Here is a 13,026-nt window from a genome sequence, read left to right on the forward strand (position 1 = left end):
ATGAGCATCGCCGGGGCACCAATAGCCAGGATCGTGGTGGGCGTGGACGGATCCGAAGCATCGGTGGAGGCACTCCGCCAGGCCCAACGGCTTGCCACTCCGCTGGGGGCCAAGGTGCAGGCGGTTGCCTGCTGGGAGTACCCGCAGATGTACAGCGGCTACGTCATGATGGGCATCGAGGGCTTCGAAGAAGGTGCCAGGAAGGTCCTGGAAGAGGCCGTCGCGCAGGCTTTCGGAGCCGAGACGCCGGCCAACGTCACCTCCACGCTCATCCGCAGCCATCCCCGTGAGGCCCTGATCGACGCCAGCCGCGAGGCAGACATGATCGTGGTGGGGCGCCGCGGGCACGGTGGATTCGGTGGCCTGCTCCTGGGCTCGGTGAGCTCCGCCATCGTCGCGCACGCCCACTGCCCCGTCCTGGTGGTGCACACCCCCGAGGACGGTTTCGAACCGGCCAGGGGTTCCTAAGCGGCCCCAGGCGGCAAGAGCTACCGATGTCCGGGGCAGGTGAGCACGGTGCCGGCCAGTGCTGGACGACGGCGGGCGCCAGCCCTCGCGCTCGCTGGCGCCCTGGTGGTGGTCGCCGTTGCCCTCGCCCTGCTGCTTCCGGGACGGACTGCCGGTCCGCCGTCGGGCGCGCCGTCTCCATCCGCCGTTTCACCCTCAGCACGGGGCGGCCAGACCACCACTCCCAGCCCCGGTGCTTCCGTGCCGCTGCAGGTGACGGACACTCCCGAAGCAGGGGAAACCCCCGTCCAGCCCCCGGTTACGGTGCCGCCCCTTACGGAACCGGAGCCCACAGATATTCCGCCCCAGCCGCCGGCGCCGGGCACTCCCCCGCAACCGGCACCGTTTCCGGAATCCCTCCGCGGCCAGGACCTGACCGCCATTCCGGCGGCCGGCCGCGTGGTTGCACTGACCTTTGATGCCGGCGCGAATGCGGCAGGACTGCCAAAAATCCTCTCCACCCTCTCCGCCAAAGGCGTCACGGGAACCTTCTTCCTGACGGGCAACTGGGTCGCCAACAACCAGGCGGCCGTGGCACAGATCGCCGCAGCCGGGCACCGCGTGGCCAACCACTCCATGACCCACCCCGGATTCACGGGCTTGAGCAACGACCAGATCGCCCAACAGGTGCGCGGTGCGGAGCAGGCCATCCTTGCGGCGGGCGCCGATCCCAGGCCGTTGTTCCGCTTCCCGTTCGGTGAGCGGGATGCCCGGACGATCGCCGCAGTGAACAGCCTTGGCTACGTGGCTGTCCGGTGGACCGTGGACACACTCGGCTGGAAAGGCACCAGTGGAGGGATCAGCGCCCAGGTAGTAGCCGACCGCGTCCGCGAGGGGTTACAGCCGGGGGAAATCGTCCTCATGCACATCGGTTCCAACCCGGATGACGGGACCACCCTTGACGCGGATGCCCTCCCCCAGGTGATCGACAACATCCGGGCTGCGGGATATGGATTCACTACCCTCGATGCCCTGCTGGCGCGGTGAGCCAACCGTGGCGAAAACCAGGCCCACGCGGAACCGCCAGGCGAAAGCCAGGCGGGCGGACAATGCCGGTGACACCGCGCACCACGGGTTGCCAATCCACGAAGTAGTGCTCCTGCTTGGAACCGACGCTGCCCGGGGCCTTGGCCCGGACGAAGTGGCGCGGAGAAGGCCCCAGTTCGGCGCCAACGAGCTCCCCCGCGCGCACGGACCCGGCATTGCCCGCAAGCTGGGGCGCCAGTTCAACAACCCCCTGGTATATGTCGTGCTGGCCGCCGCAATGGTTACCGTTTTCCTGGGCGAGTTCCTGGACTCCGCCGTCATCCTGGCAGTGGTCCTGGTCAACACACTGATCGGTTTCATCCAGGAGGTACGGGCGGAAGCTGCGCTGGATGCCCTCCATTCACTGGTCCGCACGCGGGCCGCGGTCATGCGCGGCGGTGAGCGGAAGCAGGTTCCCTCCGAAGACCTGGTCCCCGGCGACCTCGTCCTGCTTGGGGCCGGCGACAAGGTCCCCGCCGACCTCCGCCTGGTTCGCCTGTCCGCGCTCCGGGTGGACGAATCGGCGCTGACCGGAGAGTCGGACCCCGTGTCCAAGGACGAAGTAGTGCTGCCCCGGCTCACAGCCGTGGCCGACCGCAGGAACATGCTCTACAGCGGAACCCTGGTAACAGCCGGCAGCGGTGCAGGCATCGTCGTGGCCATCGGCGGGGAAACCGAACTTGGCGAAATCCACCGGCTCATGGGCACCGTGCAGCCTGCGGCCACGCCACTGACCCTGAAACTCGCGCGGTTCAGTAACACGCTCACCGTGGCCATCCTGGCCCTCGCTGCCGTGGCCTTCCTTGCCGGCGTGGCACGCGGCGAACAGCCGGGACAAATGTTCACGGCCGCCGTCGCCCTGGCAGTTGGAGCCATCCCCGAAGGACTGCCCGCCGCGGTGACGGTGACGCTTGCAATCGGCGTCCGACGCATGGCGCGGCGCCGGGCCGTGGTGCGCCGCCTTCCGGTAGTGGAAACACTGGGCAGCACCACAGTGATCTGCTCGGACAAGACGGGCACTTTCACCGAGAACCAAATGACAGTCCGTTCGGTGTGGACCCCCTCCGGAACATACGACGTAACAGGATCCGGGTACGGGCCGGAAGGACACATCCGGCCCGCAGCAGCAGGCGGCGAACGGCAAGTGGACACCGCCACCCCGACCCGCGAAATCGAGGACGAGGCCCTCCGCGTGTGCCTGCTTGGCGGCGCGGCCTGCAACGACTCAGCCGTCCGCCGGGAGGGATCCTCCTGGCAGGTGCGGGGCGACCCTACGGAAGCTGCAATGCTGGTGGCTGCGGGGAAGGGCGGCATCATCGTGTCGGATTTCCTGGCCGCCAACCCACGCGGAGCAGAACTGCCGTTTACCTCGGAGCGGCAGTTCATGGCAACCCTGCATGCTTCGACGCATCCGTCCGGCGGCGGCACTGTGTTCGCCAAAGGGGCCGTGGAACGGGTCCTGGATCTTTGTCGCGGTGAAATGGGCGCGGACGGTGACACGAGGCCACTCCGCAGGCATGTTGTGCTCACTGCCGCACACGCTTTTGCGGACAGCGGACTGCGGGTCCTTGCCACTGCCACCATGTCCCTTCCCGTGGCGGGCGGCTCCCTCGCCGCCGCGGAGTTGCGGGGCCGGATGACCTTTACGGGACTTCAGGCCATGCAGGACCCGCCCAGGCAAGCGGCCGCAGCCTCCGTTCAGGCGTGCCAGCAGGCCGGGGTTGCCGTCAAAATGATCACGGGAGACCATGTGCGGACCGCTGTGACCGTGGCTGCAGCGGTGGGGCTGGCCGCTGACAGCGCCGCCGGGACGGCCCTCACCGGCGAGGAGTTGGACGCCATCCCGGCCGGCGAGTTCCCGGATGCGGTGGAGCGGGCCACGGTTTTTGCCCGTGTTTCACCGGAGCAGAAGCTGCGCCTCATCAGGGCCCTGCAGGCCCGTGGGCACGTGGCCGCCATGACCGGGGACGGTGTGAACGATGCGCCGGCCCTTCGGCAGGCGAACGTGGGCATTTCCATGGGACGCAACGGGACTGAGGTGGCCAAGGAGGCCTCGGACATTGTCCTGACCGATGATGACTTTGCCACCATCGAGGCAGCCGTCGAGGAAGGCCGCAATGTCTTTGACAACCTGACCAAGTTCATCGTTTGGACGCTGCCCACCAATATGGCGGAGGGACTGGTGATCCTCGTTGCCATCGTGCTGGGTGCCGCGCTGCCCATCCTGCCCACCCAGATCCTCTGGATCAACATGACCACAGCGGTGGCGCTCGGCCTGATGCTGGCCTTCGAACCAAAGGAACCCGGCCTGATGTCGCGGCCACCGCGGGCACCGGGCCGCCCCCTCCTGACCTGGGCCCTCACCGTCCGGATCCTGCTCGTATCGGCCCTCCTGGTCGCCGGCACCTGGTGGCTCTTCGACCACGAACTCAACAATGGAGCAACAGTGGCAGAGGCGCGCACCTCGTCCGTGAACCTCTTCGTAGCCGTGGAAGTCTTCTACCTCTTCAGCTGCCGGTCGCTGACCCGGCCCGCATGGCGGACAGGACCCTTCGGCAACCGCTGGCTCCTGGCAGGGGTGTTGGTGCAGGGGGCCGGGCAACTGGCCCTTACCTATACACCCCTGATGAACGATCTCTTCCATACAGCCCCCATCGGTCCAGACGCATGGCTGCGGATTTTTGGACTGGCACTGGCCGCGTCGCTGGTTGTTGGTGTGGACAAGCGTTTGCGGCGGCAGGGCTTCTGAGGACCGCGGGCCGCAGCGGCCGCACATTCCGGGTATCCCCGCGGGTCCGGAATCCGGGACCAATGACTCTCGCGGCGGCACTCGCCGCATCCAATACTGAAAGGGAAAGCAGACGGCTGGCGTCCGCCTTCATTGGACCGGAGGTCGCAAAAGTGTACGGCTGGAATGACGGCATGGGCCTGTGGGGCTATGTCCTGATGAGCATCAGCATGGTGGTGGTCTGGGGCGCGATCATCACCGGTATCGTGCTGCTGGCCCGGTCCCTGCGTGCGCCGTCCCCGCACCCCGCGCCCCCGCCGCCGCGGGTGGCAGAGGACGTGCTGGCTGAGCGTTTCGCCCGCGGCGAGATCGACACCGCCGAATACCAGAACAGGCTGGCCGTCCTGCGCGGCCACCCGGGCACCTGACGCCGTGGCTCCCGCAGGCAACGGACAATGGGGTGCAGCTGTGCCACTCTCTGAATTCGAGAAACGCGAACTCGAACTGATCGGCCACGGCCTGGAGGACGAAGACCCCAGGCTCGCCTCCCTCCTGAGCCGCGACGCCTTCAGGATTTCGCTCCGGAGCCGGGTCAGGCGCGGACTCGTGCTCTTCGCCACGGGCGTCTGTGTCCTGCTCCTTGGCCTGGCAGCCCGGGCGCCTTACCTGGGCATCGCCGGGTTCGCGGTCATGAACGGAGGAGGCTACTGGGCGGTCAAGGACCTCCGCTGGTCCCTGCGGCACATGAACCGGCACGCCACCCAACTGGAAGGCAACACCGAATGAACGCGCCAGGCGCGGCCGGCAAGGACGCCGGAGCCGAGTTGCAGGCGCTGCAGGCGGTTGAAACCCACCATGCCGACATGCTGCGGCAACTGAACGTGCTGGTGGGACTGTTGACAGAGGCCGTGGAAGCGCAGGACGCCGGCAGCGAGGAAAAGACGCACGCTGCCCTGCTCGATTGGTGTGACACCCACCTTGTGCCGCACGCCCTTGCCGAGGAAGGTTCCCTCTACAGCGGTCCGCACGCCATGCCCGGGGCAAAACTGCTGGTGGACGGCATGCTGGCGGAGCACCGGGTGATCGTCGACCTCGTGGAGGAGCTCAGGACGGCCGGCGGTGTCCCCGCCGCCGTTGCCGCGGGGGCCATCCAGCGCATCTTTGCACTGCACCTGGACAAGGAGAACCGCCTGCTGATGCCGTTCGTCGTCGAATCCAAGGATTTGTCCCTCGCCCAGGCTGTGGAAGGGCTCCACGAACTCGTGGGGGAAGGCGCCTCCGGCCACCATGGGCAGGGCCGCGAAGGGCGCTAGAAGGCAACGGCAGCAGTACGGCGCCGGGCGACCGGGTTGGCGGGGCCCGTTGCTGATGACGGGGTCTCGTTCCTGGAGACTTGCCGGGGTTGATGGATCAGGGTGCGACCGCTGCGCCCACCTGGGCGCCCTGGTCCGGGGCTTCGGCGTCCGCCTCGGGTGCATGCACCACCAGCACCGGACAATGCGCGCGGCTGACGCATGCTGAACTCACCGAACCGGGGACGAAACTACCGTGGCCCCTCCTGCCCACGATGAGCAGGGACGCGGTGCGGCTGGCGTCAATCAGTACGGGACCGGGTTTCCCCCTGACCAGCCGGGGATGAACAAAGGACGGTAGTTCCCCAAAGGCGTCCGCCAGCGCCTGCTGGAGCACCTGCTCTGCCGCATACTTGAAACCCTCGATTCCCACGGCCAGGTACACCCCGTAACCTGCCGGGACGTCCCAGCAGGCCCAGGCTTCAACTGTCGCGGAGAGTGGCTCCGCCATCACCCGGGCAACCCGGAGCGCGGAGATGGAGGAATCAGACCCGTCCACACCGACGATGATCCTGGGGTGCCGTTTGGGGGCGTTCATGCCGGGCTCCAATCTCTGCATCGTCGCTGCGTTCCCACATGCGGCCGTCGGACCCACCTTGGACCAGAACCTCTTTCCGCGCATAGGGCCGAAGGTCATCCCGGATCAAGGCAATTGCGAAGCGGACAACCAGCGCGCGTCCCCCTCGGCGCGCCGGCACGCGGACTTTGGTCCCTTCCCGCGCACGCCTCCCCGGGGAACAATGGGGGCAGGCCCTCCCGGGCTGGCCCCGCACCATGCGGGGTCCTTTTAATCCTGAAGACAGTGGGAGCGTTCGGTGCACAAGCATGAAGCAGGGACTGGAGAACCAACAGGATCTTCGGGACCGGTCCGCGTATTCATCCTCGACGACCATGAGCTGGTCCGCCAAGGGTTGAAGGACCTGCTGGAAGGCGAAGGTTTCCTTGTGGTGGGCGAAAGCGGGTCCGCTGCCGAAGCCACCAGGCGCATCCCGGCCCTGCACCCCGACATCGCCATCCTCGACGGGCGGCTTCCTGACGGCACGGGTATTGAGGTGTGCCGGGACGTACGCTCCCTCGATCCCCGCCTTCGCTGCCTGATCCTCACGAGCTACGACGACGAGCAGGCACTCCGCGGCGCAGTGCTTGCCGGTGCTTCCGGATACATCCTGAAACAAATCAGGAGCGATGACCTCCTGGCCGGGATCCGAAGGGCGGCCGCGGGCGAATCCCTGTTCGACCCCGGGGTCGAACAGCAGATCATCACCGGACTCTCCACGGCCCCAACGGACCCCCGGCTGGAAGGGCTGAGCGCGCAGGAGAAGAAGGTCCTGACCCTGATCGGCCAGGGGCTGACCAACCGCCAGATCGGCGATGAACTGTTCCTCGCCGAAAAAACGGTGAAGAACTACGTTTCATCCATCCTGGCCAAACTGGGCTTCGAGCGGCGGACCCAGGCCGCCGTCTATGTCACCAAGAGTTCAACGGATACTGCCTGACCACCCGGGAAACCGCAGGGAGCCCGGCCGGGAATTCAGGTGAGCGGTGCGGACCAGGCCACGGTGGTACCCCTGCCGGGCACGCTGTCGATGGTGCAGCTGCCTTTCAGAATTTCAGCGCGGTGGCGCATGTTGGCGAGGCCGCTTACCCGGGCAGGGTCGCTGAAGCCCCTGCCATTGTCGCTGATAAGGAGCTGCACCCGGTCCCCGCGCTGGCCGCCGTCCGCGCCTACGGCAACAGTGACGTCGATCTCGTCCGCGCCCGAGTGCCGCAGCGCGTTGCTGAGCCCCTCCGACAGCACTGACAACAGGTGGACCGCAACGTCCTCGCTGATCGAATCCACGGGGCCGTCCATGGATACCCTGGGGGTCAGGGCGTAACTGCGCGAGTTTTCGCGGACCACGCGCAGCATCCGGCCCGTCAGCGGTTCGTGTTCCTCATCTGCCGAGCGGAGCGAGTAGATCGTGTCCCGCAGCTCGCGGATGGTCTCGTCGAGCTCTCCGGTCACGGCGGCGATGCGCTCGTAGGCCACCGGGTCCAGGGTGTAACGGCGCAGGCTTTGAATGCTCAGTCCGGCAGCAAAAAGGCGCTGGATAACCAGGTCATGGAGGTCGCGGGCGATCCGTTCCCGATCGGTGAAGAGCAGGTTCTGTTCGCGCAGCGCATTCACGCGCGCCAGGTCCAGTGCAAGGCCGATCCGGCTCCCGAAAATGGCACTCGACTCCGCCTCGGATTGGGTGAACATGGCAGTGCCATGGGGGCGCGCCAGCAGCAGGACCCCGTTGTGGACGCTGCCGTGCCCCAGGGAGCACACGAGGACCGAGCCGAGCTTGCCTGCCACCTCATCTTCGAAGACCTGCCGCGGGTCCTTGGCCACAAGGGACCCCCCGCGCTCAACGACGCCGGACACGGCAGTTGACACCATCAGCTCCTGACCCGCCTGGAGCCCCTGCACTCCCAGGCAGGAACGGCAGCGGAGCACACCGTCGCTGCCCGGCACAGCCACCACAGCGAGGGCCGAATCCGACACCTTCAGAGCCGTTTCCGCGACAATATCCAGGTTGTCCGCCCCACCGGGATGGGGCGTCATGATCAACCTGCTGCTCAGCTCCATCCCGGCCTCGAGCCACTTCTGCCGCCGGCTGCTGTCCTCAAACAGGCGGGCGTTCTGGATCGCTACTCCTGCTGCCGCTGCCAGGGCCACGGCAAGGTCCTCGTCTTCGGCGGTAAAGTCCTCCCCACCTTGTTTCTCTGTCAGGTAGAGGTTTCCAAAGACCTCGTCCCTGACACGGACCGGCACGCCCAGGAAGGTCCGCATAGGCGGGTGGTTCGGGGGAAAACCGGAGGCTATGGGGTGCTGCCCAAGGTCGTGGAGGCGCAGCGGCTTTGGCTCGCGGATCAACAGGCCCAGTACACCATGCCCCGTGGGGAGGTCGCCGATGGAACGGATGCCCGCCTCGCCAATTCCTACGGTGATGAAGTGGCTCAGTTTCCGGTCTTCGCCGATGACCCCCAGTGCACCGTAGCCTGCGCCCACCAGTACGCAGGCGGACCGTACAAGACGGTCCAGGACGGCTTCAAGGCTCAAGTCCTCGGCAAGTGCCACTACCGCGGCCAGCAAGCCGTTGATCCGTTCCTGCGTATCCAGAGGCTCGTCCCCACTGGGGGTGAATCCGCCCACAGTGTCTTCCACCCCGTCCGTTGCCGGGGAGCGCCAGGGCCGCCCAGTGTTCACGTTCCACCTCCTGCGGCAGGAACCTGCGGCGCTGCGGATTCCTGGCACGGTCAAAATCCCGAAACGGAAGTGCCGGCCTCCGCCCCCACATCCACCTTCACCAGAGCATGAAGGCGCTTTGCGTCTAAGTCTAGGAGTGCCAGGGCCAAAATGCTCCTTAATACTTCCGGGATAGGGGGCTGCGGGACCTTCTTCCCTATCCCCTGGCGGCTGGCGGCCCTAGGCTACGGCCATGAACAGTGCAGCGGCAGAACCGGAAATCAAGGAACTCGGGGTCCACGATTGCTGGCGGTACCTTCGGTCAACGTCCCTTTGCAGGATCGCGTTCAGCGACGGGGAATCCGTTGAGAACTATCCGGTGAATTTCGTCGCTACCAACGGCACACTGCTGATCCGGACCGGTGAAGGAACCAAGCTCGCCGCCCTTTCCGAGCGGAAGACGGTGGCCGTAGAGGCAGACGGAATGAACCAGTACGGGACCATTGCCTGGAGCGTCGTCCTTAAGGGGCATGCCGTAGTTGTCACCGATGCCGAGGAAACCCAGGACGCCATGGACGCGGGCTTGTCCCCGTGGCAGCCCGGCCAGAAGAACGTCCTGGTCAGGATCACGCCCGGGGAGATCAGTGGCCGCCGCTTCGTCATCGCCGCGCCAACCCACTGGTGGCCCCCGCGGGAGCCCTCCGCCGACTAAGCGGGGGCCGGGCAGGCCGACCGCGCCAGAACCGAAACCTTCACCCCCAGCCACAAAGGATGGTCCCCCATGGCACCTGCCAAGCCAATCGCCGTCGGCATTTCCGACACGCCGGCGTCCCATGCCGCCCTGCTGTGGGCGGCAGCCCGGGCCAACAGGCTCAAGCTTCCCCTCGCCGTCGTCAACGTTGTGGACGATCGCTGGATGGCAGCGGAGGTGCTTCCCTACCTTGAAGTGCTGCGCGAATCGGGCCTGGGCCTGCTGAAGGAGGCCGGCGAAAAGGCCACGGCCGCGGAACCCGGACTGCAGGTCACCCTCCAACTGCTCGAAGGAGGCATTGGGGCAGCCCTGGGCGACTATTCCAAAAATGCTTCGATGCTTGTCCTGGGCACCAGCGGCCGCTCGCGCGGCGCCTTGACGGACCGGGCACTTCAGGCGGCCGCCACGGCTGAGTGCCCGGTAGCCGTCATCGGAGAGGGCCAGGAGCACGGCCGCGGCATCGTGGTAGGCGTGGATGGATCACGGGAAGCTACTCAGGCAGTGGCTTTTGCGGCTGCCGAAGCTGACGCGCTCGGAGAAGAACTGACAGTCCTTTACGCCTTCACCGGCCCCAACCGCTGGATCGCGGCCGGGCTGCCGCAGAGCAGTTTTGCCACCCACGTGGTGGAGGAGGAACGGATCGTACTGTCCGAAACGGAGGCGGGCCTTCGGCAGGACTATCCCGATCTTGTGGTTCACGCCGTGATGGAGACGGTCCTGGAGCCGGCGGATGCCCTGCTCCGTGCTGCCGCGGACGCGCGGCTGCTTGTCCTGGGCAGCCGTGGCAAGGGTGGCTTCGAAAGGTTCTTCCTTGGCTCCACGGCGCACGCGGTCCTGACGCAGCCGCCCTGCCCCACGGTGATCACCCGCCTGAACAAACAGCAGCACAGCGACTGACGGGGCCAACAGCCAGACCGCGCCATGACCATAGCCGGGGACAACGGGGCACCGGTCCCGGGCCTGGACGTGAACCATGCCCGGGACGGGCTCTCCACCGCCGAGGTGCGTGAGCGTGCGGATGCCGGCCGCCTCAACAGCGTGCCCACGGCAACCAGCAGGAGCATCGGTGAGATTGTCAGGGCCAACGTCTTCAACCTTTTCAACAGCGTGGTGGGCGGGTGCTTCATCCTGCTGCTGGTCCTCGGCCAGTGGCGGGATGCGCTCTTCGGGTTGTCCGCAATCAGCAATTCGCTGATTGGCATCATCCAGGAATACCGGGCCAAGCGATCGCTGGATCAACTGGCCATTCTCCAGGCTGCCAGCAACACTGTGATCCGGAATGGAGCCCGGGAGACCGTTTCCTCTGACGAACTGGTGCCGGACGACCTTGTGGTGCTCAATGCGGGAGACCAGGTCACGGCAGACCTGCTGCTCCTGGACGGCGGCCCGCTCGAGGTGGACGAGTCCCTGCTGACCGGTGAATCCGAGCCCGTCCCCAAACAGACCGGCGCCATTTTGCTGTCCGGGTCCCTCATCCTTGCAGGCCACGGCCGGGCCACCGTAAGCCGGGTGGGGCCTGACACGTTCGCTTACCGCCTGGCGGCCGAAGCCCGACGCTTTTCCCTGGTCACGTCCGAGATCCGCAGGGGCCTGGAAAAGGTATTCACAGTCATAACGTGGCTGCTTCTTCCCACCGCCCTGCTGCTCACGAATGCGCAGATGCAGGACCAGGGCGGCTGGGCCGGTGCCATGGGATCAGGACGGTGGATTCCGGCGGTGGTGGGAGCCGTTGCGGGCATCATGGCCATGATCCCCTTGGGGCTGCTGCTGATGACCAGCGTGGCTTTTGCCGTAGGGGGACTACGTCTTGCCGGCCAAAAAGTCCTGATCCAGGAACTTGCCGCGGTGGAAGTGCTGGCACGGGTCGATGTCCTCTGCCTGGACAAGACCGGCACGTTGTCCTCAGGAACCGTGGTCTTCGACGCCCTCCACGACGCCGGGAGGGCACCGGTGGCCGGGTGGCGTCACGCGCTGGAATGGTTTGGTACCAATCCGGATGCCAGCAGCACGGCGGCAGCAATCGGGGCCGCCTTTGCGGTGCAGGCTCCGCTGCACGAGCAGGGCTCCGTGGCGTTCTCGTCCGCGCAAAAATGGAGCTCGGTAACCTTTGGGGCGGAATCCGCCGCCCCGGGGACCTGGATCATGGGAGCACCGGACGCCGTGCTCGGCGCGCCCGGCTGCGCCGACGCACACGGGAAAGCCGCGGCCCTTGCCGCCAGCGGCCGCCGGACCCTGGCACTGGCCCATCTGCCGGGTCCGCTGCCGCCGGACGCCGCAGAGGCGGGCATGCCGCCGGGCCTGGTGCCGGTGACCCTGCTGACCTTCCGGGAATCGATCCGCAAGGATGCCGCCGCCACGCTCGACTACTTCCGGGAGCAGGGGGTAAGCGTGAAGATCATCTCGGGCGATGATCCCCGGACTGTAGCCGCACTGGCGCGCGGCGTGGGCTTTGGCCCCGGGAGGGCCTATGACGCGCGGACCCTTCCCGGCGATCCGCACCAACTGGAGGAAACGGTGGAGTCCCACAGCCTCTTTGGAAGCGTGACGCCGTCGCAGAAACGTGACCTGGTCCTGGCCCTGAAGCGGCGCGGACACACCGTGGCAATGACAGGGGACGGGGTGAATGACGTCCTGGCACTGAAGGAGGCGGACCTGGGCATCGCCATGGACTCGGCCTCCCCCGCCACCAAGGCCGTGGCCCGCATGGTCCTCCTGGACGGGCGGTTCGAGCGGCTGCCTGCAGTGGTGGACGAAGGACGCCGGGCCATCAGCAACATCGAGCGCGTCTCCCTGGTCTTCCTCAGCAAGACCGTATACGCCACCGTCATCTCCGTCGTGACCGGCGTCCTGTTGCTGGCCTTTCCGTTCCTGCCGCGGCAGCTGTCCGCCCTGGACGGCCTGACCATCGGCCTGCCGGCGTTCTTCCTGGCCCTGCAACCCGGGGGGCAGAGGTATGCGCCGGGCTTCCTCCGGCGTTCACTTGCCTTTGCCGTGCCGGCGGGTATCTGCACCGCCCTGTGCGTCCTGGTGGTCAGCGGCTACGCACAGACCTGGGGCGGACACACCCCGGACTCGGCGCAGTCCGCGGCCACCCTCACCCTGGGCCTGGTGGCGGCGTGGGTCCTGGTGGTGGCATCCCGCCCCCTTAACCTGACCAAGGGACTGATTCTTGCCGGCATGTATGCGGGGCTTGCCCTGCTGTTCACCGTTCCGTTGGCGCAGGACTTCTTCCGGGTGGACTGGCCGCCCACCGGCCTGCTGGTCCTGGCCGTTGTGGTTTCTGCCGCAGGATGCCTGGCGGTGGAGCTGGCCGGCCGTTATGCCCGCCGTCCTCCCCGGAGTGCCGCGCGAAAGGGGCTGGGACCTTTGACTCTGGAAGCTGCGCCGCCCGAAGCGGATGGTGGAACTGCCGGGCAACGCGATGGTCCGGCTTCCACATGAGCAGGAGGCA

12 protein-coding genes are annotated in these 13,026 nt (G+C 66.9%); 10 read left to right on the forward strand and 2 right to left on the reverse strand.

The window, feature by feature from the left end; genetic code table 11:
- The 6 genes from AB0313_RS01775 (at window position 1) to AB0313_RS01800 (ending at window position 5,574) form a co-directional block, all read left to right on the forward strand.
- Complete coding sequence (locus tag AB0313_RS01775) at window positions 1–468, forward strand: universal stress protein (protein ID WP_141941655.1); 468 nt, start codon at window positions 1–3, stop codon at window positions 466–468.
- 48 nt (window positions 469–516) lie between these two features.
- Window positions 517–1,494 carry a polysaccharide deacetylase family protein gene (locus tag AB0313_RS01780; RefSeq protein WP_366303158.1) on the forward strand — a complete coding sequence of 326 codons (978 nt, stop codon included), beginning with the start codon at window positions 517–519 and terminating at the stop codon, window positions 1,492–1,494.
- Between the two features lie 7 nt (window positions 1,495–1,501).
- Window positions 1,502–4,282 carry an HAD-IC family P-type ATPase gene (locus AB0313_RS01785; protein WP_366303160.1) on the forward strand — a complete coding sequence of 927 codons (2,781 nt, stop codon included), beginning with the start codon at window positions 1,502–1,504 and terminating at the stop codon, window positions 4,280–4,282.
- A gap of 62 nt (window positions 4,283–4,344) precedes the next feature.
- Window positions 4,345–4,689, forward strand: coding sequence for an SHOCT domain-containing protein (locus tag AB0313_RS01790; RefSeq protein WP_366303162.1), 345 nt, complete (start codon window positions 4,345–4,347; stop codon window positions 4,687–4,689).
- A gap of 40 nt (window positions 4,690–4,729) precedes the next feature.
- The gene (locus AB0313_RS01795) at window positions 4,730–5,047 is read left to right on the forward strand and encodes a DUF3040 domain-containing protein (protein ID WP_141941659.1); all 318 of its coding nucleotides are present in this window, start codon (window positions 4,730–4,732) and stop codon (window positions 5,045–5,047) included.
- Window positions 5,044–5,574, forward strand: a complete 531-nt coding sequence (locus AB0313_RS01800; RefSeq protein WP_366303164.1) for a hemerythrin domain-containing protein — start codon at window positions 5,044–5,046, stop codon at window positions 5,572–5,574. The genes AB0313_RS01795 and AB0313_RS01800 overlap by 4 nt, the downstream gene beginning before the upstream one ends.
- A gap of 97 nt (window positions 5,575–5,671) precedes the next feature.
- Here AB0313_RS01800 and AB0313_RS01805 read toward each other — a convergent pair whose 3' ends face one another.
- On the reverse strand, window positions 5,672–6,151 hold the full coding sequence (locus AB0313_RS01805) for a universal stress protein (protein ID WP_366303166.1): 480 nt from the start codon (window positions 6,149–6,151) through the stop codon (window positions 5,672–5,674).
- A gap of 277 nt (window positions 6,152–6,428) precedes the next feature.
- Here AB0313_RS01805 and AB0313_RS01810 point away from each other — a divergent pair, with 277 nt between their 5' ends.
- Window positions 6,429–7,109 (forward strand): response regulator transcription factor, encoded by a 681-nt coding sequence (locus AB0313_RS01810; protein ID WP_307306194.1) that lies wholly within the window; start codon window positions 6,429–6,431, stop codon window positions 7,107–7,109.
- A 35-nt stretch (window positions 7,110–7,144) separates the two neighbouring features.
- On the opposite strand, the gene AB0313_RS01815 is transcribed toward AB0313_RS01810, so the two are convergent.
- Window positions 7,145–8,803 (reverse strand): GAF domain-containing sensor histidine kinase, encoded by a 1,659-nt coding sequence (locus AB0313_RS01815; protein ID WP_366303261.1) that lies wholly within the window; start codon window positions 8,801–8,803, stop codon window positions 7,145–7,147.
- Window positions 8,804–9,077: 274 nt separating this feature from the next.
- Between AB0313_RS01815 and AB0313_RS01820 the strand changes: the two genes are divergently transcribed.
- From AB0313_RS01820 to AB0313_RS01830, 3 genes are all read left to right on the forward strand, one after another.
- Complete coding sequence (locus AB0313_RS01820; RefSeq protein ID WP_366303168.1) at window positions 9,078–9,536, forward strand: pyridoxamine 5'-phosphate oxidase family protein; 459 nt, start codon at window positions 9,078–9,080, stop codon at window positions 9,534–9,536.
- Between the two features lie 69 nt (window positions 9,537–9,605).
- The gene (locus AB0313_RS01825; protein WP_307306201.1) at window positions 9,606–10,472 is read left to right on the forward strand and encodes a universal stress protein; all 867 of its coding nucleotides are present in this window, start codon (window positions 9,606–9,608) and stop codon (window positions 10,470–10,472) included.
- Window positions 10,473–10,496: 24 nt separating this feature from the next.
- Entirely contained in the window at window positions 10,497–13,016 is a 2,520-nt protein-coding gene (locus AB0313_RS01830) for an HAD-IC family P-type ATPase (protein WP_366303170.1), read from the forward strand.
- The last annotated feature ends 10 nt before the right edge of the window (window positions 13,017–13,026 follow it).

Origin of the sequence: Pseudarthrobacter sp. NPDC080039 (assembly GCF_040702335.1) — a bacterium.
GTDB lineage: Bacteria > Actinomycetota > Actinomycetes > Actinomycetales > Micrococcaceae > Arthrobacter > Arthrobacter enclensis_A.